We start from the raw sequence: 22788 nt of genomic DNA on the forward strand, positions 1-22788 counted from the left end.
TTTCAGCGGTTGGCGCGCTGCGAGGAGCAGGAGGCGCCGGTGAGGCGTTCGGAGGGTGCAGGCAACATCGGGCAGCTGCCGAGGCCCTGGCGTGGCACGGGACGCGTGGCGATCCACAGCGCCAGCCCGCTCAGGCCGACGATCAGCGCGACACGCAGGGCCAGCGATTCGACGCTCAGGCCGATGACGGTCATCGACACGATCAGCATCGCCAGCGCCCAGCGCTTGGCATGGCGAGGAATCGCCCGTTCGCGTTCCCAGGCGCTGATCGAGGGGCCGAAGCGCGGATGCTCGCGGATCCACAGCGCAAAGCGTGGCGAGCCTCGCGAGGCCAGCCATACCGCCAGCAGCATGAAACAGGTCGTCGGCATCACCGGCAGGAACAGGCCAATCACGCCCAGGGCGAAGCTGATACCCGCCAGGGCCGTGTAAATGGCATGTCTGATGTTGGGCATCACGCCCTCCTGTGACGACGACCCTAGCGAACAGGGGTAACCACCGAGCCCCGCGGGGGCATACTCGTCGGTTGGCGGCTCGGCGGCTACCCGTGCTCATTACAGCGTGACCGACCAGCCGAGGGAAATAACCACCGCCTATGGTCATCCTAGGCAACTTCAATCGGTGCGTCATCCGCGTCCAGGCTACCCGGGTACGCCGACGAATCTTGATTCAGCGCAAGGTCAATCGCGGAAATTGTCGAACTGCAGCGGCAGATCGATGGATTCATCGGCCTTGAGCAGCGCGATGGCCTGCTGCAGGTCGTCGCGCTTCTTGCCGGTGACCCGTACCTTGTCGCCCTGGATCTGCGCCTGGACCTTGAGCTTGGCGTCCTTGAGCGTCTTGACGATCTTCTTGGCCAGCGGCTGGTCGATGCCCTGGCGCAACTCCACGCGTTGGCGGGCGCGCACGCCGCCGGTCTCGGCGGGTTGCTCGTCCAAGCAGCCGACATCGATGCCGCGCGCGATCAGGCGCCCCTTGAGGATGTCGAGCATCTGGCGCAGCTGGAAGTCGGCATCGGCTTCCATCGTCACCGCTCCGTCCTCCTCGCTGAAGCTGGCGGTGACGCCGCGAAAGTCGAAGCGCGTGCCCAGCTCGCGGTTGGCCTGATCGACGGCGTTGGTGACCTCGTGCTTGTCGAGCTCGGAGACGATGTCGAAGGATGGCATAAGAGAACTCCAGTAATGTTGACCGCGAGCATGCTAGCCGAAGCGCGCCGCGGGTGCAGCCTCCAAGGTCTCGCGCGGCGCTTCGCCGGCCTCGGACAACGCCTTGTCCATCTGCCAGGCGGCACAGCCATCGACATAGTAGTCTTCCAGCCAACGCCTCGGCAGGAAACCCATGCGCCGATAGAGCCCCATCGCCACGCGATTGTCGGCGCGCACTTCAAGCGTCAGGCGCTGCATGCCGCGCTCGAGCGCCTCGCCCTCCAGCGCCTCGAGCAGGCGCCGCCCCAGGCCGGTGCCACGCGCCTCGGGATGCACGCAGAACGAGTACAGCCGCGCGCTACGGCTGTTGCGGCGAAACAGCAGTGTGCCGTAACCCTGCAATGTGCCCTGCTCGGTGACGGCGACCCAGGTGTGCGCATGGGCGCGGTTGAGCAGATGCGCCAATTGGCGACGCGTGAAGCGATCACCCTCGAAGCTGATCGACTCGAGCTGACACAGGGCATCGAGATCAGCGCCGCACGCGGGGCGCAGCGTGGAAGACTGCAACGGGTTCATGACGAAGTTTTCAAGCTAGTGGCGAAGGGTTGGAGCCGGCGCCAACGCGGCCATCAGGCCCTGCGAGCACCCTCATTTTATGCGATTGAAGCTATTGTAGCCGATCGCGGTCAAGTGCATTCTAGCGCCAATCGGGGCCCGCCCGCTCCGTATACTTCAGCCAGGAAGCTCGCCCATGTCACCGTTGCGTATCGTTGTCGACCGGCTCGCCGACTGGCGCCCCTACTACCCCAGCGACGACCTGATCAGCGCCGCCGATTACCTGGCCCAGGAAGCCACCGGCACCCAGGACAGCGCCACCCAGGTCATCAACCTGTGTGGCGGGCTGGACTACCTGGACACCGGCTACTATGTGTCGCTGCTGGCCCAGGCCCGCGGCCAGCGGGTACTGCCCAGCGTCGAGACGCTCAACCAGCTGTCGCGCAAGGCGCTGGTCGATCTGCAGCTCGAGTCGCTGGCGCCGCTGATGGACGAGTTGTCGCGACGTGGCGCGCTGCCCGGCGAGGCGTTCACGCTGCGCGTGATGTTCGGCGAGTGTCTCGAGGAAGGCCTCGGCCGGCTGGCGCGGCGACTGTTCGAACGCCTGCCCTGCCCGCTGATGGAGGCGCGCTTCCAGCGCCGCCAGGGGCTGTGGCGGCTGACCCGGCTCAAGCCGCTGGCGCTCAGCGCCCTGCGCGGAGCCGAGCAGGACCGCTTCGCCCAGGCGTTGAACCGCCATTCGCGCAAGATCTGGCGCACTCCCAAGGCGCGTCGCCGCTACCGCTACGACCTGGCGATCCTGGTCGACCCCAAGGAAGCCCTGCCGCCGAGCAACAGGAGCGCGCTCAAGCAGTTCATCCGTGCCGGACGCCGGCTGGGCATCGATGTGTCGTTGATCACCAAGCGCGACGAAGCGCGACTGGCCGAGTTCGACGCGCTGTTCATCCGCGAGACCACCCGCCTCGATCACCACACCTACCGCATGGCGCGACGTGCCGAGCATGAAGGCCTGGTGGTGATCGACGACCCGCGCTCGATCCTGCGCTGCACCAACAAGGTCTACCTGCATGCCCTGCTGGGTGCGCGCGGCGTGCCGGCGCCGGATGGTTTGCTGCTGTACCGCGACGATCTCAAGCAGCTGCCCGAAAAGGCCGCCGGGCTAGAGTTCCCGATGGTGCTCAAGATTCCCGACGGCGCCTTCTCGCGGGGCGTGGTCAAGATCGCCTCGGCCGAGGCGCTGGCACAGGAGGCCGCGCGACTGTTCGAATCGTCGGCGCTGCTGCTGCTCCAGGAGTGGCTGCCCACCGACTACGACTGGCGCATCGGCGTACTCGATGGCCAGGTGCTCTACGCCAGCCGCTACTACATGGCCCGCGGCCACTGGCAGATCTACGATCATTCGCGCGGCAAGACGCGCAGCGGCGGGTTCACCACCCACGCTCCGGAGGACGTCCCCAAGCCGGTGATCAAGGCCGCGCTGAAGGCCACGCGACTGATCGGCAACGGCCTCTACGGGGTGGACATCAAGCATCTCGGCGATCGGGTGGTGGTAATCGAGATCAACGACAACCCCAACCTGGATGCCGGCGTCGAGGACCTGGTGCTCGGTCCGCGGCTCTACGACAAGGTAATGGGCGTCTTTCTCGAGCGCATGGAGGCCAACCGCCGGCACCCGCACTGATCAGGCCTTGCGCACGCTGCCGCAAGGCTCCAGGAATCAAGCATTATGCATTCGCCGCATGGCGATTCGCAGCAGCGCAGGCAACAGCAATACCAGCACGCTGATGCGCAGCAGGTGGTGCGACGTGACGAAGGCCGGATCGATGCCCAGCGATAGCGCCACCAGGCTCAATTCGGGCGCGCCACCCGGCATGTAGGCCAGCAACAGCGCCGCTGTCGAATAGCCGGTGAGGGCGTTTACCAGCCAGGCGGCAACAATGGTGATCAGCAACAGCGCAACCGCCTGCAAGACCGCCATCATGAGGTTCGTTCCCACCGTGGCCAGCGACGTTCCGCCGAAGCGCACGCCCACCGAGACGCCGATGATGATCTGCGCCAGCGCGACGATGGTCGGCGGAATCGCCGCCTCGGTCACGCCGCTCACGTGCAGGGCGCCGGACAGCAGCACCGGCCCGAACAGCAACGGGTTGGGCAGGTGCAGGCGTCGCCCCAGCCACATGCCAATGATGCCGGCTCCGACCAGCAGCAGGGCATCGCCGAAACCCGGTACCGCCAGCCACTCGTCCAGTGTCAGACGGCGCGACTGCAGGCTGACATGGCCGACCAGATCGAGTGCCGGCGGTATCGCCACCAGCAGCACTAGAATGCGCACCGCATGGGTCAGCCCCACCACACGTAGATCGGCCTCCGAGTCCGCCGCCATCAGCGTGACCGCCGATACGCCGCCGGGCACTCCCGAGTACATCGCGGTAGCCATGGAATAGCCGGCCACGCGCCGACCGAACCACACCGAGAACGCCATCATCACCGCCGTGGCCAGCAGCATCAGCACCAGACTCGTGCCCCACAGGGCCACGTCGCCGGTCATATCGGGGGTGAACGCTGCGCCGAGCATTACCCCGATCACCACCAGCACCGCCTTGCGCGAGGTGGTGGGCGCGCGCAGACGCACGCCGCCCAGGCTGAGCACGGTGGTCGCGATCAGTGCTCCCAGCAGCCAGGGCAATGGAATATCGAATGCATAGGCAATACCGCCACCGGCGGCGCCGACGGCGAGTGTCGGAAGCAGCTTGCCGGTGGCAATGCACCGACCTTTGATCGTGCCAATCAAGGCAACCCCTCTGTCATGTGGTCATTGAAAGCGCGGCCGGATCGGCTCTCCACGCGTCCGGTCCGGGTCCAGCGCCGCCAGAGGATGCGGCAACTGTCAGACGCCGTCCAGCGACCTGCGGGCCAGCAACTTCGCCATCAGCCACGGCACCACCAGCAGCAACGCCGCGGCGATCCATAGCCCCAGCGAGATGCCCGATTGCCACAGGATGCCCAGGTCGCCGCCGCTGATCGACAGGGCGCGGCGCAGGTTGTCTTCCATCAGCCCGCCGAGCACGTAGCCGAGAATCACCGGGGCCAGCGAGAAGCCCAGCTTGCGCAGCAAGTAGCCGAACACGCCGATGATCAGCATCAGGTAGATGGCGGTGAGGTCGGAGTTCAGCTGATAGACCCCGGCGAAGGCCAGAATGGCGATGCCGGGCACCAGCACCCAGCGCGGAATCGTCAGCACCCGGGCGAACAGTCCCGCCAGCGGCAGGTTGAGTGCCAGCAGCACCACGTTACCGATGTACAGCGAGGCGATCAGGCCACCGGCCACCTCGGGGCGTTCGGAAAACAGCAGCGGCCCCGGCGTGATGTTGTAGAGCATCAGCGCACCCAGCAACACCGCGGTGGTTCCCGAACCGGGAATGCCCAGTGTCAGCATGGGCACGAAGGAGCCCGCCGCGGAGGCATTGTTCGCCGCCTCGGGCGCGGCCAGACCACGCATGTCGCCGGTACCGAAGGTGCCTTCCTTGTCGGAGATGCGCTTCTCGGTGGTATAGGAGACCGCCCCGGCCACGGAGGCGCCGGTGCCCGGCAACACGCCGACGATGAAGCCGATCAACCCGCAGCGCAGCATGGTCCACTTGCAGTAGGCGAGCTCCTTGAAGCTGACCATCACCCGCCCCAGCGGCGGCATCTCGTCACTGGCATCCTGGCGATTGGCGTGTTCCAGCATCAGCAGGATCTCGCTGATCGCGAACAGTCCGATAATCATCACCACGAAGTCGATGCCATCGTAAAGCTCGGCCATGCCGAAGGTATAGCGCAGCACGCCGGTGCCGGAATCCACGCCCACCATGGCGATCATCACGCCGAGCACGGCGCCGATGGCAGTCTTGACCGGGTCCTTGCCCATCATCACCGCCATGGAAGAGAAAGCGAACACCATCAAGGCAAAGAACTCGGCGGGGCCGAACATCACCGCGACCTCGGCCAGCAGCGGCGCGAACAGCGTCAGGCCGATGATGGCGATGGTCGCCCCCACGAACGAGCTCACCGCGGACAGCCCCAGCGCCGGGCCGGCCAGGCCCTTCTTGGCCAGCGGATGGCCGTCGAGGGTGGTCATCACCGCCCCGGCATCCCCCGGCACGTTGAGCAGGATGCTCGACATGCGGCCGCCGTACTCCGCGCCGGTGTAGACCCCGGCCAGCAGGATCAGCGCTGACTCGGCGGGCAGCCCCAGCGTATAGGCCAGCGGCATGAGAATGGCGATGCCGTTGATCGGACCGATACCCGGCAGCGCGCCGAACAGCGTGCCCAGCACGGCGCCCAGAAAGGCCAGCCCCAGATTGAGCGGGGTCAGGGCGACGCCGAAACCATCTATCAGAAAATCGAACATGCCGGGTTCCTCAGGCGAAATCGGACAGCCAATAGCCACGTGGCAGGGAAATTCCCAACCCCTGCGTGAACAGAAAGTAGCTGCCCAGGGCCATCAGCACGGCGGCCAGCAGCGCCTTGAGCCAGGTCGCTTCGAACAACCGGGCCAGGACCAGCACCACAAGCAAGGTGGACCCGAAAAAGCCCAGTTGAGTGAACAGCAGCGCATAGATCACCAGCGCACCCAGCACCGCCAGCAACTTCAGCATCAGCGCCTTGTCCGGCCAGTGGCCGTTCTCGCCCGGACGAAACACCAATACCAGGGACAACGCGGCGAGCATCATCGACAGGCCGATGGGGAAAACCTTGGGCCCCACGGGCTCGTAGCTGAACGGGATCTGCAGGTTGGCGGCCTGGACGGCGGCGAACGCCGCCAGACCGATCAGGGCGAGTCCCAAAATGCGGTCGGCGGCGAGTTTCATTGTGTCAGACCCACTTCCTCGGCAAGCTGCTTGAACTGAGCGACCTGCTGCTTGACGTAGCTGTCGAAGTCATCGCCGAAACGCGACATCGGGAACAGGCCGCGCGCCGCGCGCAGCTCGGCGAACGCCTTCTTTTCGGACAGCGTCTTGAGCTTGCTCACCCATTGCTGATAGGCCTCATCGCTGACATCCGGGCCCATGTAGTAGCCACGCCAGATCGGCCACTGCACACCGTAGCCCTGCTCGGCGGCGGTGGCGATGTCGGCGTAGGGCCCGCCCAGACGTTCTTCGGACAGCGAGGCCAGCACGCGGATCTTGCCGCTTTCCAGGTACGGGCGCAGCTCCGACATGTCGCCGGTGAAGACTTGGACGTGATCACCGAGCAGGGCCGCCAACGACTCGCCGCCTCCCTCGAAGGCCACGTAGCGCAGATCGCGCGGCGAGATGCCCGCCGCCTTGGCGGTCAGTGCCGCCTTCATCCAGTCCTGGCTGCCCACGGTACCCCCGGCGCCGAAGACGATCTTGCCCGGCTGGGTCTTGAGATCCTGCATGAGTTCGTCGAGGTTCTGCCAAGGTGCGTCGGCCTTGACCACGATGGCGCCGTAGTCGGCGCCCAGCGCCCCCAGCCAGCGCACCTCATCAGCGTCGTACTCGCCGAACTTGCCCAGCGCCAGGTTGACGGCCGCACCGGTACTCGCCGCGACGATCAGGTTGGGATCGTCGTTGCGCACGCCGTTGACATGGTTGTAGGCCACCGCGCCGATGCCGCCGGGCATGTAGCTGACCATCATCGGCTTGTCGATCAGGCCGGTTTCCTGCAGCGCATTGGCCGCCAGGCGGCAGGTCAGGTCGTAACCACCGCCCGGCTTGGCCGGGGCGATACACTCGGGGGCGTCGGACTGGGCCTGGGCCGTGCCGGTCATCAGCGCGCCGCTGAGCGCGATCAGCGAGGACCAGCGGCGAAATGCCGAGTTGAATTTCATGGCGGACTCCTGTTTCTTTGTTGTCAGAGTGTCAGCGTGAGGGGCATCCCCTCCCTGCCGTCATCATCTCGATGACTCGAGAGATGCTAGGCATCCAACCTTTCATCAACCTGTCATCGGTGCCCCACCCCCGCGAGACTTTGGTCCAATGCGCCTGCTCATCGTCGAAGACGACCCGCTGATCGCCCGCTCGCTCGTCGCTGCCCTCGGCCCGCTGGGCAATACCGTCGAGACGTTCCCCCGCCTGACGGATGCCTGCGCGGCACTGGCGCATAGTCGGTTCGACCTGGTCGTGCTCGACCTGGGATTGCCCGACGGCAACGGCCTGGCACTGCTCGCCGAACTGCGCGAACGCGGCGACGCCACGCCGGTACTGATCCTTACCGCCCGCGATGGGATCGACGCGCGCGTGCGCGGTCTCGACCTGGGCGCCGACGATTACCTGGCCAAGCCCTTCTCGATCGCCGAACTCGAAGCCCGGGTGCGTGCGCTGCTGCGCCGCAGCCAGCAGCGCACCGACAACCGCCTGCAGTTCGGGCCGCTGTGCTTCGATCCTGCCTCGGGCGCCGCCACCTTGCAGGGCGAGACGCTGGCGCTGCCGCGCCGCGAGCTGGGATTGCTGGAAGGGCTGCTGTTGCATGCCGGGCGCATCGCTCCTCGGGAGATGCTCGAGACCCGCCTGTTCGGCTTCGGCGAGGTCGGCCCCAACGCGCTGGAGGTCTACATCAGCCGCCTGCGCAAGCGCCTGCAGGGCAGCGGCCTGCGCATCCGCACCCTGCGCGGGCTGGGTTATCGTCTGGAGGACGACCCCGCGTGATCGTCGTCGACGGCACGCTGAAGCGGCGTCTGGCCGTATGGCTGCTGACCGCCGTCGGTGTGCTCGGTGCATTCCTGCTGGTCGAGGCCTATACCAGCGCTCAGCGCGCCGCCAATCGCGCCTACGACAGCCAGTTGGAAGCGGCGGGGCTGACCATCGCCGAGGCGATCCAGTGGCAGGACGGTCGACCGATCGTCGAGATGCCGGCGGCAGCCTTCCAGATACTCGCCACCGACCAGCAGGAGCGGGTGTTCTACGCGATTCTCGACGCAGCCGGCAATGAAGTGACCGGCAACCTCGACGGCGCCGTGAAACCCGCGTGGCAACGCGCCGCCCAGGCCAAGCCGGTGTGGATGACCGTTCCCCATGCCGGGACGCCCATCCGCCTGCACGGCCACGAGCTGACCTCCGCCGGCTGGGAGTCGCTGGATCCGGTGCAGATCTGGGTCGGGCATACCCTGTCGGGCCGCGAGACCCTGGCCGGCGACCTGTTCGTGGGCACCCTGACGCGTTTTCTGGCCATGGTATTGCTGGCCGGGTTGCTGATGCTGCTGGCCATCCGTACCGCACTCGGCCCGGTACGCCGCCTGCGCCAGTTGCTGCGCCAGCGCGATGCCGACGACGTCAGCCCGCTGCATGCGCGGGTACCCGGCGAACTCTACGACATGGCGGATACCCTCAATACGCTGCTCGCTCGCCAGCGCGAGGGTCGCGATGCATTGCTGCGCTTCACCGCCGATGCCAGCCACCAGCTCAAGACCCCGCTCGCCGGCTTGCAGAGCACCAGCGAGCTGGCCCTGCAGAGTGAATGTCCCGCCGACTGGCGCCAGGCCCTGGAGACCGTCCACCACAGCGCGGCACGCACCAGCCGCCTGGCCGGCCAGTTGCTGAGCCTGGCCCGCCTGCGTCACGCCGATGAGGGGAGCCTGACAGCGATCGACCTGGCCGCCCTGCTGCGCGACACCGTGATGGAATGGGCCGAGCGCGATATCGCCCAGCATCACGACCTGGGCCTGGCGCCGTTACCCGAGGCGCCGCTGCGCATCCAGGGCGAGCCCTGGTCCCTGCGTGAGATGATCGGCAACCTGATCGACAATGCGCTGCGCTATACGCCGCCGGGCAGCGAGATCACCCTCGGCCTGGAGCGCAGGGCCGACATGGTGACGCTCGGCATCGAGGACAACGGGCCCGGCGTGAGCGACGACCTGCTCGGCCGCCTGCATCAGCCCTTCGAGCGTGGCGGACGGCAGGACACCCAGGGCACCGGCCTTGGCCTGGCCATCGTCGACTCCATTGCCCGACGACACGACGCCGTGCTGAGCGTACGCAATGCGCCAGGCCATGGCTTGTGGATCGGTATACGTTTCTCGCTGCTGCCGGAGGAAACCTGACATGCTGCGACACTGGCGGGCATATCTGGTGCTGCTGTGCTTGATCCCCCTCGATACGCTGGCGCAAGTCAGGACGCCCCTGGTAATCGAGGCCGCCCTCGACCGTCAGGTCATCGCCCCGCTGCTCGATGCCTTCGAGCGCGCGCGCCCCGACATTGCCCTGGAATATCACGATCGCTCCACGCTCGAGGTCGACCGGCGCGCCCGGAACGTCCGGCCAGCCCCCGACGTGGTGATCAGCTCCGCCATGCCCTGGCAACTGGCGCGGGTCAACGAGGGACTCGCCCAGCCGCTTGACAGCGACGAGGCGCGCGACTGGCCCGCATGGGCCAAGTGGCGCAACGAGGTGTTCGGCTTCACCTTCGAGCCGATAGTCATGGCCTACCGGCTCGACCTGTCGCGGCGCATGATGCCACCGGCCACCCACGCCGACCTGAACGCCCTGCTGACTTCCAAGCTCGACATCCTGCGTGGCAAGGTGACCACTTACTCGCCCTCGCGTAGCGGCGTCGGCTACACCCTGTTCCAGCAGGACGCGCGCTACTCGCCACGCTTCTGGGATCTGGTCGCCGCCATGGGCGCCGCCGAAGTCAGCCTTGAGGCAACGACCCAAGCCATGCTCGATGGCCTGACCAGCGGCAAGTATTGGGTGGGCTACAACCTGCTGGGCTCCTACGCCATGCGTTGGGCGCAGACCCATCCGGAGCTGATCGTGCAGGTGCCCCAGGACTATGCGCTGGTGATGATACGCATGGCCTTCGTGCACCGCGATGCGCCGCACCCGGCGGCCGCCAAGACGTTCGTCAGTTTTCTGCTCGGTGTCGAGGGCCAGCGCATCCTCGCCGGCAGCACGCCGCTGTTCAGCGTGCTGCCCGAGGTCATCGGCCCCTACACCGCCCAGCGGCTGCGCGACCAGGTCGGCGAACGGCTCTATCCAATCCCCATCGATGCCTCGCTGCTGGCCTTCGTCGACCCGCTGCGCCGCGCCGCCTTCATGGCCCGCTGGAACCGCGAAATCAGCATACTCGATCCCAAGGAGGCGGCAGCCCAACGCCCCTCGAAGGCTATTCCACGCTGATTTCATAGCCGGTGAACTTGCGCAGGTTGATCACTCCGGTATCGAACATCAGGTACTGGCCCTTCAAGCCCATCAAAGTCCCGCCGACGTTGGGCGTCTTGTCGAAGTTGTGCGAGACCACCTTGGTCGGCGCTTCGAGTATCGGATAGTCGATAGCCAGCGGCTCGGCGTCGAGCGTGCGGATCGCGCCCTCGCCGAAGCGCTCGCGCAGGTCGGCGAGTCCGTCGGCCAGCGTCGCCAGCAGCCGGTCGCGCTCGGCGCACAAATCGATTTCGGCGACTTCGCCCTTGAGCATCGCCCGCCAGTTGGTGCGATCGGCGACCTGGCCCTTGAACAGCATCTCGACAAAGCCCGACTGCTGGCGGGTCTCCACCTCGAGGATCGGCAACGCCTGGATCGCACCCTGGTCGAGCCAGCGGGTCGGCAACTGGGTATGCCGGGTGATACCCACCTTGAGCCCCGAGGAGTTGGCCAGATAGACCACGTGCGGCTGGAAGCAGTGGCGCTCGCCCCACTCGGGCTCGCGGCAGGTGCCGGCAAAGTAGTGGCAGGTTTCCGGCTTGACGATGCAGGTATCGCACTGCGCCAGGCGCTTGAAACAGGGATAGCAATGACCCTGGCCGAAGCTCTTGCGCGTGGCTCGCCCGCAGTGGGTACAGGCGATCGCCCCGCTATGGCTCAGCCGCAACGTCTGGCCCAGCCGCGCATTGAGATCCAGGCGCGACTCGCCGGCGCGTAGCGTATAGCGCGCCAGACCGTCGTCGCCCATGGCGATCGCCATCTTGCTCAGGTTCCCCTGACGCGCAATCAGTTCATCCACTTGATGCTGTCCTCGCCAGCGCTCTCCGCAGGCTGGCTCTTGCAGCTGTTCTGCAGATACCCCACCCGCTCGCTCTCGGGCACGTTGTGCTCGATCTCGTAGCGGATCACCGCCTCCAGACACAGCTCGGTCTGCTCGTCGCTGAGGCGCCTGCCATCGGGCCACTTGCGCAGTGCCACGGCCTGCTTGAGGCTGTCGTAGATCGTCGGCGTCATTTGCGCGATCATTCGCTCGAAGGTCATTTCACTCATCGTCATCTCCGCCATAGCCGATACCGGCATCGTGTTCGCGAGCTATTGCCCGACCCGGACGCTGGCCGGGCGCTGGTTGAATAACGTCAATGGGATTTGGCACGCCGGCTGGCCAGCCAGCCGATCGCCAGCCCCAACAGCAGGCCTCCCAGATGGGCCTCGTTGGCGACATTGCCGAAGCCGACCGGTGCGGCGAAATCGGTCATCGTGAAGACCATCCAGCCGAGCATGAAGACCACCAGCATGGTCGGCACGAAAAAACCGCTCTGCGGAACCCGTCGCGACATCAGCCACACATAGCCGAGCAGCGCGTAGTCGACGCCGGACATGCCGCCGAACAGCACCGTCCCGGTGACGTATTGCGCGAGGTTGGAACCCGCCGCGCTGATCGCCACGACCCAGGCCAGCCGAGCGCTGCCGTGCAGGCTCTCGATCTGGCGACCGAAGTACCACAGCCACAGCATGTTGAAGATCAGATGCATCCAGCCGAAGTGCAGGAAGGCCGGCGACAGCAGACGCCAGAACTGACCGTCGCCCAGCGCGCCGGTGAGCGTACCGACGTTCAGGCCGTTGCCGACCACGCTCACCGGGACGATGGTCAGCCAGGCGATGACCCGATCGCCGAACAGGGCCATCAGCGCGAAGACCATCAGGCATAGCCCTATGATTCCGGCGGTCAGCGGCGCCTCGGCCAGTGCACCGCGCCCCCAGCCGGCGCTGGCCCGCGGCGGGTCGTCGTCGCGCAGCAGCGGCTCGCCACGCTGCCAGCGCTCGATGAGCTGCATCATCTGCGCGTGCTGGCGCGGGTCGGCCAGCCATAACACCTGAGCATCGCCCTCCTCGCTGAAACGATGCCCGATGCGTTGCGCCCAGAGCGCCTGGCGCAGGGCACGGGTATCGGTTTCGCGGGGGATCATCAGCACCTTGTGCATGATCGTTCCTTATCCTCTTTGGCCAGCCCTCACCCGGCCGGGTCGTATCGCCAGCGACTCGCGAGCCCGATGCAGCCTGAACACGCGATAGGAGCACATGAAAAACAGGGGCACATGAAAAACGCACCAAAAAGAAAAGTCCGGCGGAGGAGGCCGCCGGACAATAAGCAAGGGATCATTCAAGGGAACACTCACTCTGACGGCCGCCGCGTAAACTAGTTTCATGGCAGGGCGAAAAAATTGTGTAATGAATTGTAGCTTCATGAGTCGAGATCGATTCCCCCGGGCCGGGGACGGGCGCGTTCATCCTGGGGCACGCGCAGCCAGACGAACTTGTCGGCGCTCAGGGTCGTCTCGCCGTCCCAGCGGTAGGCGACCAGACGGCCGAACTTGACCGCACTGTAATCGAGACAGGCGATGTTCGGCGCCGGCAGCGCCGGCACCCCTTCGCACCAGTAATGGCCGAGGAACAGCGGACACTGCTCGGGGCCGTAATAAGGCAGCAGCGCACGCTCGTCATCCGACAACCGGCGCAGTTCCAGAGCGCCGGGCAAGTTGTCGGGCTGGAATATGACGTCACCGTAGGTCTGCGGGTCGCGGGCCCAGAAATGCGCACGGAAGGTTCGCCGGGTGAAGCCGTCGCCGGAGTGAATCGCAATGCCTTCGGGCAGACTCAGGTGAACGCCTCGGGTCAACCGCTCGAGCACCCGGAACGCGAAGCTTCCGGAATACGCGGACTCCCGGAGGAAAGCCGCGTCGATGCGACCCTCGGGATAGGCGGCGCGAAAGCGCTCGATCAACGGTGCATCCCAGCAGGCATGGACCACCCGCAGGCCGTCACGCTCGAGCAGCAACGGAATTTCCATGAACCAGGCCAGCGTGTCGTCCCATTCGGCGGGATGATCGCGGTACTGCTCGAGGGTCTCGCGGATGACCCGGTTGTGCCGCGGCGTGTGCTCGCGCAACCATTCACAGCCGGCGCCCGGAGGGCAACGCTGATAGTAGGCCAGCGCGTTGATCTCATGGTTGCCCATCACCATGAACGCCTCGCCGGACTCGACCATGCGCCGGGCGATCGACACCGCCAGGCGAATCCGCGGGCCGCGATCGATCAGATCGCCGAGGAAGATCACCTTGCGGCGCGGATGGCGATAGACGCCGCCGGCGAGGTGATAGCCGAGCTTTTCCAGCAGTGCGCCCAGCGTCGCGCCGCAGCCGTGCACGTCGCCGACCAGGTCGTAGCCGTCGATGCCGCCGGTCATGTTCATGTCACTCCCCCAGCCGGCTGCTCCAGCCGAGTTTGCTGCGGCAGATCTCGTAATAGTTGTGACCGCGCGGATGAATCAGTGTCAGGCGTTGCGCCTTGCGGCGCACATAAAGGATGTCGCCGGGCTTGGAGACCACCTGGGTCTGGCCGTCGCAACTGACGTGCGGATAGGCTTCGTTGGTCTCGCCGATATGGATCTTGATCTCGCTGGCGGCGTCGACCACGATCGGCCGGCTCGACAGCGTATGCGGGAACATCGGCACCAGAGTGATCGCCTCGAGTCCGGGGTGCACGATCGGGCCGCCGCCGGACAGCGCGTAGGCCGTGGAGCCGGTGGGCGTGGCCATGATCAGCCCATCGGCGCGCTGGCTATAGACGAACAGGCCATCGATGAACAGCTCGAACTCGATCATCTGCACGGCCTTGCCGGGGTGCACGACCACGTCGTTCAGCGCATCGGAGGCGCCGACCAGCAAGCCCTCGCGATACACCTCGGCGTCGAGCAGAAAGCGCCGTTCGGTTTCATAGTCGCCGGCCAGCACCTCGCCGACCTTTTCCTCGACCTCGTCGGGCAGGATGTCGGTCAGAAAGCCCAGCCGACCCCGGTTGATGCCCAGCACCGGCGTGCCGCTACGGCATAGCGCCCGGCCGGCGCCGAGCATGCTGCCGTCGCCGCCGACCACGATCACCAGATCGCAGAGTTCGCCGAGCTGACTGCGGCTGGCTTCCTGCTGGCGATGTTCGTCCAGCCCGCTGGCGGTACGGTCCTCGATGATGACATGATAGCCACGCGTGCCCAGGAAACGGATCAGCCGGCGCAGCGTCTCGACCACGCTGCCGCTGCCGAGACGACCGATCAGACCGATGTTCTTGAAAGGTTCCATGGGCGCTCCCAGCCATGTCGAGCCGGCTATTATGGGGGCTCGACGTGGCCCCGGCAAACCGCCACGAGGTGTCTCGTGTCCCGACCCCATCGGCCCCGAGACTGCACCCGGCGATTCGCTGGTACGCGATCTTGCCTGGCTGCGCGAAGCGAACGGCAGCTATCGGCGGCTGTTCGTGGTTGCCGACGACTGGCCACGGGCGATCCCGCTGCCGCCGTGGGGCTCGACATCCAAGCCGAGCTGGCCGCCATGGGCGAGCTGCTGCCGACCTGGTTGACGCTGAAGCGGGCGACGCCTCGCCCATCCTTCGTTGACCAGCAGCGCGGCGACGATGATCGCGCCACCGGCGGCCAGCCTGGGCAGGTCGGCGTCGCGATTCCAGATCAGCAGATTGACCAGCAACCCGGCGGGAATCAACAGATTGTTCATGATCGCCAGGGCGCCGGCATCGACCCGCGTCGCGCCCTTGTTCCACAGAAAATAACCGAGTCCCGAGGCGATTAGTCCCAGCCAGGCCAGCACGCCCCATTGCACGCCGTTGCTCGGCAGTTGCGCTGTGCCGAGCAGTGCGTAGGCGATGATCACCAATCCCAACGCGCCCAGGTAGAACCAGCCGAATACGCTGTGCTGGGGCACCTCGGGCGGCAGCCGGCGCGCCAGGTGACGGTAGCCGACCTGACCGATGGCGAAACACAGATTGGCGCCCTGGACGATGGCGAAACCCAGCCAGAAATCGGCGCTCACGCCCTGGTAGCGGATCACCGCCGCGCCGATGACGGCAACCGCCGCGGTGACCAGATAAAATGGCGTGAAGCGCTTGTCCAGGGCGTCATCGAGCAGCGTCACGTAGAGCGGCGTGAAGATGGTGAACAGCAGCACTTCCGGCACCGACAGCAGCAGGAAGGATTGGTAGAAGAAGATGTACATCAGCCCCAGTTGGATGGCGCCGATGGCCATCAGCGCCAGCTTGTGGGCATGGCTCAAGGCCCGCGGACGCAGAAACGGCAGAAACAGCAGGCTGGCCAGAGCGATGCGCACCAGCACCGCGAAATAGCTATCGACCTGACCGGATAGATACGCGCCGATCAGCGAGAACGAGAAGGCCCAGAGGGCCGTGACAGCGAACAGATAGGACATGAGCGATCCATGAGTCAACCAATCGAGGCGGCTATCTTAGCGCTGCGCCAACGGCTTCTGTCAACTTCAACAGTATATTTTAGTTCACAACCCTTGGCAGGATCGCGCAGCGGCTGGGCCGGCCGGGGCAACGGCACGGTGAAGGTCGAGACCCACGCCGACACCAGTCTTACATTCACTGAATGGGGTCGTTTCCGGCTGGAGGGCGCGACCGAGTCGATCGCCTTTCGCAACGTCTTCCGCTGGACACCGCGGGCGGATGCCATCGCCCTGAGCCACGAGCGGCGTGGCGTCGAAGCGGCCGTTCAACTGTTCGAATTGATACCGACCGGCCCCCGCGACGCCGCCGACTGGGTCGCCCGAGAGGCGCATCAGTGTGCCGCCGATCGCTATCGCGTGCGACTCACGCCGGCAGAAGCCGGTTTCGACCTGGCCTGGAGCATCGAGGGACCGCGCAAGAGCGAGCGCCTTTATTACCGCTATCGCTGACGTCACGCCTGCCGGTTTCGCAACGCAGATGCAAAAACGGCGCCCGCAGGCGCCGCAAGAGAGACAGAAGAGACGCCCGCAGGATCAACTTTCTTCCCAGGACTTGACCATCTCTTCGTAGGGCACGGTCTTGCCCTGCGGCTTTTCGTTGTCAAGCTCGGGCTTCGGCGCGCCGGGCTGGTCGAGCCAGTACTGGACGTCCCGCGGCTCGTTCATCTTCGGGCCGCAGGTTTCCTGCACACCGGCACGCTCCAGACGCTCCATGACCCGATCCTGCGCCTCGGCCAAGCCATCGAGCGCTTCCTTGGCGGACGACTCGCCACTGGCCGCACGGGCGACATACTGCCACCACAACTGTGCCAGCTTCGGATAGTCCGGCACGTTGGTCCCGGTCGGTGTCCATTGCAGCCGCGCCGGGCTGCGATAGAACTCGACCAGCCCGCCCAGCTTGGGCGCAGCGTCGGTCATCGCCTGGGATTGAATGTCGGACTCGCGAATCGGCGTCAAGCCGACCAGCGTTTTCTTCAGCGAAACGGTCTTGGCGGTCACGAACTGTGCGTACAGCCAGGCGCCCAGACGGCGTTTCTCGGGTGTCGACTCGAGGAAGGTCCAGGAGCCCACGTCCTGATAGCCCTTCTTCATGCCCTCTTGCCAGTACGCGCCCACCGGAGACGGCGCCATGCGCCACTTGGGCGTGCCATCCTCGTTGACCACCGGCAGGCCTTGCTTGGTCATGTCGGCGGTGAAGGCGGTGTACCAGAAGATCTGCTGGGCAATGTTGCCCTGCGCCGGCACCGGCCCGGCTTCGTAGAAGGTCATGCCCTGCGCCGCCGGCGGGGCGTATTTCTTCAGCCATTCGACGTATTTCTCGGTCGCGTAGACCGCCGCCGGGCTATTGACGGCGCCGCCGCGCGACATGCTGGAGCCGACCGGATTACACCCATCGACCCGAATGCCCCACTCATCGACCGGCAAGCCGTTGGGAATGCCCTTGTCGCCGGCACCCGCCATGGAGAACCAGGCATCGGTGAAGCGCCAGCCGAGCGAGGGATCCTTCTTGCCGTAATCCATATTACCGTAGACGCGCTTGCCATCGATGGTCTTGACGTCATTGGTGAAGAATTCGGCGATGTCCTCATAGGCCGACCAGTTCACCGGCACGCCCAACTCGTAGCCATACTTCTCCTTGAATTGCTGCTTGTATTCGGGATTGGCGAACCAGTCGGCACGGAACCAGTAAAGATTGGCAAACTGCTGGTCTGGCAGCTGATAGACCTTACCATCCGGCGCAGTGGTGAACGACAGGCCGATGAAGTCCTCGAGATCCAGCGTCGGCAATGTGAAATCGGGATTCTGCTCGATCAGGGTTGAAATCGGTACGACCTTGCCATAACGGAAGTGGGTACCGATCAGATCGGAATCGTTGACATAGCCATCGTAGATGTTGGTGCCAGAGTACATCTGGGTCTGCAACTTCTCGATGACGTCGCCTTCCTGTATTAGTGAGTGAGTCAGATTGATCCCGGTGATCTCACGAAATGCCTTGGCCAGCACCTCGGATTCGTACTTGTGGACGGTCAGCGTCTCCGAGACGACATTGATCTCCTGGCCGCGCAGCGGTTTGGCCGCGTCGATGAACCATTGCATCTCCGCCATCTGCTCTTCGGGCGTTAGCGTGGAGGGCTGGAATTCATTCTCGATCCAACGCTTGGCGGCATCTTGATACTGATCGGCAAACACCAGTGAAGGCGCCGCAAAGCAGGCGGCCAGGCTCATGGCCATGGCGATGCGCGTCGGTCGTGGCATGTAATTGATGGAAGACATAGTTACCTCGTTATTGTGGAGTACAGTGCTGCGCTTGGTGCGGCTCAGGTTTCTTTATGAATGCGTCACCCCCACTTCATGATGATGAGAAATGCCGCCACGCTGGCAAGCGTGGCGATCCACAGCGGCCACTCGGTGAACCCGAGCAGCAACAGGTGTCCGTAGCCGGCCATCAGCAAGCTGATGAATAGACGATCCCCGCGGGTCGTGGAGATCGGCAAGAAACCTTGGCGCTGAATACCCGGCGACACGGTCTGCCAGATCGTCATGCCAATCAGGATCAGGCCGATGACGGTGAAGAAAATCGCCGTCGGCAGTGTCCATGCCATCCATTCCATATCTTTCTCCTTGCCGATTCGTTAATTGACGATGCCTGCTGCCAGGCGGTTCATACCCGCCCCAGCGCAAAGCCCTTGGCGACATGATTACGAACGAAGTAGATCACCGCGATCCCGGGCAGCAATGCCACCACCCCGGCGGCGGCCAGCAGCCCCCAGTCGATGCCGCCGGCGGAAATGGTGCTGGTCATCTGCGCCACGATCGGCTTGGCATCCACCGAGGTCAGCGTGCCGGCCAGCAGCAGCTCGACCCACGAAAACATGAAGCAGAAAAATGCCGTGACGCCGATGCCAGGGCGAATCATCGGGATGAAGATTCGAAAGAAGAAGCGCGGAAAGCTATAGCCATCGATATACGCCGTCTCGTCGATCTCCTTGGGGACGCCCGACATGAAGCCTTCGAGAATCCACACCGCCAGCGGCACGTTGAACAGAGTCTGGGCCAGCGCCACGGCAATCGCGGTGTCGAACAGGCCGACCGAGGAATACAACTGGAAGAACGGCAGCAGGAATACTGCCGGCGGTGCCATGCGGTTGGTCAACAGCCAGAAGAACATGTGCTTGTCGCCGAGAAAACGGTAGCGCGAGAACGCATAGGCCGCAGGCAACGCCGCCGCCAGCGAAATCACCGTGTTCATCGACACGTAGCTCAATGAATTGAGATACGTCGTGTACCAGGTCGGATCGGTGAAAATAGTCTGGTAGTTGCCGAGCGTGAGGTTCTCCGGCCACAGTGTCAGCCCACCGAGGATTTCCTGGTTGGACTTCAGCGACATGTTGATCAACCAATAGATCGGCACCAGCACGAACAGCAGATAAGTGAATAGCACCAACAGTTTGCGGGTTTTCATCGCGCACCTCAGGCGTTATCGTCGGAGTGGGTCATGGCGGTATAGAACAACCAGGTGACCAGCAGGATGATCAGGAAGTAGATCAGCGAGAAGGCGGCGGCGCGGCCGATGTCGAACTGACCCACGGCCATCTTGGTCAACGTCTGGCTGAGGAAGGTAGTGGTGGTGCCTGGGCCGCCCCCGGTCAGCACGAACGGCTCTGTGTAGATCATGAAGCTGTCCATGAAGCGCAGCATCACGGCGATCAGCAGAACGTTCTTGAGCTTGGGTAGCTGAATGTAACGGAATACCGCCCAGTGCGAGGCCCTGTCGATGCGCGCGGCCTGGTAGTATACGTCGGGAATCGCACGCAGCCCCGAGTAACACAGCAGCGCCACCAGCGAGGTCCAGTGCCAGACGTCCATGATCAGTACCGTGACCCAGGCATCCACGGTATTGGAGGCGTAGTTGTAATCGATGCCCATCTCATTGAGCGTCCAGCCATAGAGCCCGATGTCCGCGCGGCCGATAATTTGCCAGATGGTGCCGACCACGTTCCACGGAATCAGCAGCGGCAGTGCCAGCAAGATCAGGCAGATCGGTACGCCGATACCGCGCCGCGGCATGGAGAGCGCAACGACAATGCCCAACGGGATCTCGATCGCCAATACGCTGAACGAAAAACCGAACTGACGAAGCAAGGAATTGTGCAGCAGTGGATCGCGCAGGATCTCGCGAAACCACTCGGTGCCGACGAAGTAGCGATTCCCCTGGCCGAAGATGTCCTGCACCGAGTAATTGACCACCGTCATTAGCGGCACGATGGCGCTGAACGCAACCAGCACGAAGACCGGCAGTACCAGCAGCCAGGCCTTATTGTTGTGAATCTTGTCCATCATTCATCTCCACCAGATAATCGTCGGCGTAGAACTTGGTCCAAAGCTCGGGGAATAGCAGCCCTACCTCGCTTTCGGGCACCGTCTGGTCCTCTTCGATACGAGCCTTTATCGGCGACTTGTTCGTCATGCCGAGCTGCAGATCGAGCACCTTGTAGGTTCCCAGGTCTTGAACCAGATCGAGCGTGGCACGCAGCGATGATTCGGCGGGCTCGACCAGCTGTACGAATTCCGGGCGGATACCCAGCGTCAAACGCTGTCCGGCATGTGCTTCGAGGGCTTGGTGCACCGCTGGGGACAACCGTAGATCGGCGCCCGCCAGGCACACGCCGTCAGCCGTCAGTTCGACCTCGAACAAGTTCATGCCGGGACTACCAATGAAGTAGCCGACGAAGGTGTGAGCGGGGTTTTCGAAAAGCTCGCGCGGAGTGCCGAACTGGACGATCTGGCCGTCATACATCACCGCGATCTTGTCGGCGAAGGTCGAGGCCTCGAGCTGGTCATGGGTCACGTAGACCATGGTGATGTTGAAGCGCTCGTGGATCTGCTTGAGCTTGCGACGCAGGCGCCACTTCAGTTGCGGATCGATGACGGTCAACGGCTCGTCGAAGAGGATCGCCGCGACGTCGTCGCGCACCAGGCCGCGTCCCATCGACACTTTCTGTTTCTCGTCGGCAGTCAGGTTGCGGGCCTTGCGCTGCAGTAGATGGGAGATTTCCAGCGCCTCGGCAACCTCCTGGACACGCTCGGCGATCTTGGCCGCCGGCTGGCGCTGATTGCGTAGCGGAAAGGCCAGGTTGTCGTGCACCGTCATGGTGTCGTAGATCACCGGAAACTGAAAAACCTGGGCGATGTTGCGTTGCTGAGGCGACAGGGCGTTGACGGACTCGCCGTCGAACATCACCCGGCCCTGGGAGGGCTCGAGTAGCCCCGAGATGATATTGAGCAACGTGCTCTTGCCGCAGCCCGACGGGCCGAGCAGCGCATAGGCCCCGCCCTGTTCCCAGACATGATCGATACGCCGCAATGCGTAGTCGCTGGGCTGCTGGGGGCTGGCCGCATAGCTGTGCGCCAGTTGGTCGAGTCGAATTTCCGCCATGATTGCCTCATTGGGCCGCAAGGGATGGTGCCCGGACCAGCTCGCCCGGCTCGTCGAAGACGAACAGCTTGTTGCTGGGGGCATAGACACGGATCGCGCTGTCGACCGGGAAGTCGTGGATACCGCCGAGGTGCAGCACAAGCTGGAGATCGTTGCTGGCGACGTGCAGAAAGGTTTCCGACCCGCTGATCTCGGCAACGCCGACCTCGACGCAGAATTCCAGGTCGTCGTCGTTCAGAGGCGTCAGGCTGAGATGGCTGGGGCGCATGCCCAGGCGATACGGGCCATCGTCGAGCGACGCCAATAGCCGTGGCAGGGGAAAAACCGTACTGCCGACGAGCAGCCCGCTACCGCGCACCACAACCTCCATCAGATTGATCGGCGGCTCACCGAACAGAGCCGCCGCCTCGACCGTTTGCGGGCGATGAAAGACAGTATCGCTGGGGCCGGTCTGCAATATTCGCCCTTCATGAAGGAGCGTAGTGGTGTCGCCCAGCGCCAATGCCTCGGCCGGCTCGGTGGTGGCATACACTGCCACGGTATTGCGCGTACGAAACAGCTTGCGCATCTCCAGGCGCAGCTCTTCGCGCAACTTGTAGTCCAGGTTGACCAGCGGTTCGTCGAACAGCACCAGGTCGGCATCCTTGACCAGCGCCCGGGCCATTGCGGTGCGTTGCTGCTGGCCGCCGGACAGCTCCAGCGGATAGCGCCCCAGCAGATGATCGATGCGTAGCATGGCCGCAATCTCCTCGACACGCCGCTGGATCTCGGCCTTGGAGACCCGGGCCAGTCTGAGCGGAGAGGCGATGTTGTCGAACACCCGCAGCGAGGGATAGTTGATGAACTGCTGGTAGACCATCGAGATGTTGCGCTTGCGCACCGGGACGCGGGTCATGTCCCGCTCGCTGAACAGCACGCGTCCGCGATCCGGTGCATCGAGCCCCGCCATCAGCCGCATCAGGGTTGTCTTGCCCGACAGCGTATGGCCCAGCAACACATTGAAGGAGCCCTGCTCCAGGCTCAGGCAGGCATCGCTGATATGTTTCTCACCGCTGACCGTGCGGTCGATATGTTCAAGGACTAGCCTGAATATTGCACCATTGGCGCGAGTTCGGCCTGCTGAGTGATCAGGCCAGCTCTTCATGCTGGATTCAGCAAGAATCGGTCACGTTTTGATCAATTACCCAGCGTCGAGACAC

At 64.4% G+C, this 22788-nt stretch carries 24 protein-coding genes; 5 read left to right on the plus strand and 19 right to left on the minus strand.

All coding sequences use genetic code 11. The annotated features are described in order from the left end of the window. Positions 1–2 precede the first annotated feature (2 nt). The 3 genes from K7I12_RS12205 to K7I12_RS12215 form a co-directional block, all read right to left on the minus strand. The gene (locus K7I12_RS12205) at positions 3–455 is read right to left on the minus strand and encodes a YbaN family protein (protein ID WP_231664272.1); all 453 of its coding nucleotides are present in this window, start codon (positions 453–455) and stop codon (positions 3–5) included. Positions 456–680: 225 nt separating this feature from the next. Continuing rightward, positions 681–1166: a YajQ family cyclic di-GMP-binding protein gene (locus K7I12_RS12210; protein ID WP_031382839.1), complete on the minus strand. Its 486-nt coding sequence runs from the start codon at positions 1164–1166 to the stop codon at positions 681–683. Positions 1167–1199: 33 nt separating this feature from the next. Further along, the gene (locus K7I12_RS12215) at positions 1200–1721 is read right to left on the minus strand and encodes a GNAT family N-acetyltransferase (RefSeq protein WP_051907354.1); all 522 of its coding nucleotides are present in this window, start codon (positions 1719–1721) and stop codon (positions 1200–1202) included. 175 nt (positions 1722–1896) lie between these two features. Here K7I12_RS12215 and K7I12_RS12220 point away from each other — a divergent pair, with 175 nt between their 5' ends. Then, positions 1897–3381: a RimK family protein gene (locus K7I12_RS12220; RefSeq protein ID WP_031382837.1), complete on the plus strand. Its 1485-nt coding sequence runs from the start codon at positions 1897–1899 to the stop codon at positions 3379–3381. Between the two features lie 36 nt (positions 3382–3417). Here K7I12_RS12220 and K7I12_RS12225 read toward each other — a convergent pair whose 3' ends face one another. The 4 genes from K7I12_RS12225 to K7I12_RS12240 form a co-directional block, all read right to left on the minus strand. Then, complete coding sequence (locus tag K7I12_RS12225; RefSeq protein ID WP_031382836.1) at positions 3418–4491, minus strand: AbrB family transcriptional regulator; 1074 nt, start codon at positions 4489–4491, stop codon at positions 3418–3420. A 96-nt stretch (positions 4492–4587) separates the two neighbouring features. Then, positions 4588–6093 carry a tripartite tricarboxylate transporter permease gene (locus K7I12_RS12230; protein WP_231664273.1) on the minus strand — a complete coding sequence of 502 codons (1506 nt, stop codon included), beginning with the start codon at positions 6091–6093 and terminating at the stop codon, positions 4588–4590. A gap of 10 nt (positions 6094–6103) precedes the next feature. Next, positions 6104–6553, minus strand: coding sequence for a tripartite tricarboxylate transporter TctB family protein (locus K7I12_RS12235; protein ID WP_231664274.1), 450 nt, complete (start codon positions 6551–6553; stop codon positions 6104–6106). Continuing rightward, positions 6550–7536 carry a Bug family tripartite tricarboxylate transporter substrate binding protein gene (locus tag K7I12_RS12240; RefSeq protein ID WP_231664275.1) on the minus strand — a complete coding sequence of 329 codons (987 nt, stop codon included), beginning with the start codon at positions 7534–7536 and terminating at the stop codon, positions 6550–6552. The genes K7I12_RS12235 and K7I12_RS12240 overlap by 4 nt, the downstream gene beginning before the upstream one ends. Before the next feature lie 148 nt (positions 7537–7684). On the opposite strand from K7I12_RS12240, the gene K7I12_RS12245 reads away from it, so the two are divergent. The 3 genes from K7I12_RS12245 to K7I12_RS12255 are packed head-to-tail and all read left to right on the plus strand — an operon-like array spanning position 7685 to position 10822. After that, complete coding sequence (locus K7I12_RS12245) at positions 7685–8353, plus strand: response regulator (RefSeq protein ID WP_231664277.1); 669 nt, start codon at positions 7685–7687, stop codon at positions 8351–8353. Next, positions 8350–9744: a sensor histidine kinase gene (locus K7I12_RS12250; RefSeq protein ID WP_231664278.1), complete on the plus strand. Its 1395-nt coding sequence runs from the start codon at positions 8350–8352 to the stop codon at positions 9742–9744. Before K7I12_RS12245 ends, K7I12_RS12250 begins: the two co-directional genes overlap by 4 nt. Before the next feature lies 1 nt (position 9745). Next, positions 9746–10822: an ABC transporter substrate-binding protein gene (locus K7I12_RS12255; RefSeq protein WP_231664279.1), complete on the plus strand. Its 1077-nt coding sequence runs from the start codon at positions 9746–9748 to the stop codon at positions 10820–10822. Here the strand turns inward: K7I12_RS12255 and K7I12_RS12260 are convergent. The 6 genes from K7I12_RS12260 to K7I12_RS12285 all read right to left on the minus strand — a co-directional run bounded on the left by K7I12_RS12260 (position 10809) and on the right by K7I12_RS12285 (position 16113). Then, a complete protein-coding gene (locus tag K7I12_RS12260) occupies positions 10809–11603 on the minus strand; it encodes a DUF2797 domain-containing protein (protein WP_231664282.1) in 795 nt (264 codons plus the stop codon). The two genes, K7I12_RS12255 and K7I12_RS12260, sit on opposite strands and share 14 nt — an antisense overlap. Before the next feature lie 26 nt (positions 11604–11629). After that, positions 11630–11893: a YeaC family protein gene (locus K7I12_RS12265; RefSeq protein WP_031382828.1), complete on the minus strand. Its 264-nt coding sequence runs from the start codon at positions 11891–11893 to the stop codon at positions 11630–11632. 86 nt (positions 11894–11979) lie between these two features. Then, positions 11980–12825: a rhomboid family intramembrane serine protease gene (locus K7I12_RS12270; protein ID WP_031382827.1), complete on the minus strand. Its 846-nt coding sequence runs from the start codon at positions 12823–12825 to the stop codon at positions 11980–11982. 260 nt (positions 12826–13085) lie between these two features. Further along, positions 13086–14093: a metallophosphoesterase gene (locus K7I12_RS12275; RefSeq protein ID WP_031382826.1), complete on the minus strand. Its 1008-nt coding sequence runs from the start codon at positions 14091–14093 to the stop codon at positions 13086–13088. Position 14094: 1 nt separating this feature from the next. Then, on the minus strand, positions 14095–14976 hold the full coding sequence (locus K7I12_RS12280; protein ID WP_031382825.1) for an NAD(+) kinase: 882 nt from the start codon (positions 14974–14976) through the stop codon (positions 14095–14097). A 159-nt stretch (positions 14977–15135) separates the two neighbouring features. Further along, on the minus strand, positions 15136–16113 hold the full coding sequence (locus K7I12_RS12285) for a carboxylate/amino acid/amine transporter (RefSeq protein ID WP_084173319.1): 978 nt from the start codon (positions 16111–16113) through the stop codon (positions 15136–15138). Between the two features lie 93 nt (positions 16114–16206). Here K7I12_RS12285 and K7I12_RS12290 point away from each other — a divergent pair, with 93 nt between their 5' ends. Continuing rightward, positions 16207–16602, plus strand: coding sequence for a DUF6314 family protein (locus K7I12_RS12290; RefSeq protein WP_150113074.1), 396 nt, complete (start codon positions 16207–16209; stop codon positions 16600–16602). Positions 16603–16686: 84 nt separating this feature from the next. Here the strand turns inward: K7I12_RS12290 and K7I12_RS12295 are convergent, their stop codons facing one another. From K7I12_RS12295 to K7I12_RS12320, 6 genes are all read right to left on the minus strand, one after another. Next, entirely contained in the window at positions 16687–18426 is a 1740-nt protein-coding gene (locus K7I12_RS12295; RefSeq protein ID WP_035575125.1) for an ABC transporter substrate-binding protein, read from the minus strand. A 65-nt stretch (positions 18427–18491) separates the two neighbouring features. After that, on the minus strand, positions 18492–18764 hold the full coding sequence (locus K7I12_RS12300; RefSeq protein WP_031382821.1) for a DUF2160 domain-containing protein: 273 nt from the start codon (positions 18762–18764) through the stop codon (positions 18492–18494). Between the two features lie 50 nt (positions 18765–18814). Beyond that, on the minus strand, positions 18815–19615 hold the full coding sequence (locus tag K7I12_RS12305) for a carbohydrate ABC transporter permease (protein ID WP_031382820.1): 801 nt from the start codon (positions 19613–19615) through the stop codon (positions 18815–18817). A gap of 8 nt (positions 19616–19623) precedes the next feature. Next, the gene (locus tag K7I12_RS12310; RefSeq protein ID WP_150113073.1) at positions 19624–20490 is read right to left on the minus strand and encodes a carbohydrate ABC transporter permease; all 867 of its coding nucleotides are present in this window, start codon (positions 20488–20490) and stop codon (positions 19624–19626) included. Beyond that, a complete protein-coding gene (locus K7I12_RS12315) occupies positions 20468–21589 on the minus strand; it encodes an ABC transporter ATP-binding protein (RefSeq protein ID WP_231664280.1) in 1122 nt (373 codons plus the stop codon). Before K7I12_RS12315 ends, K7I12_RS12310 begins: the two co-directional genes overlap by 23 nt. A gap of 7 nt (positions 21590–21596) precedes the next feature. Continuing rightward, positions 21597–22733: an ABC transporter ATP-binding protein gene (locus K7I12_RS12320; protein ID WP_231664281.1), complete on the minus strand. Its 1137-nt coding sequence runs from the start codon at positions 22731–22733 to the stop codon at positions 21597–21599. Between the last annotated feature and the right edge of the window lie 55 nt (positions 22734–22788).

This window comes from Halomonas sp. IOP_31 (genome assembly GCF_021151495.1).
Lineage (GTDB): Bacteria > Pseudomonadota > Gammaproteobacteria > Pseudomonadales > Halomonadaceae > Modicisalibacter > Modicisalibacter zincidurans.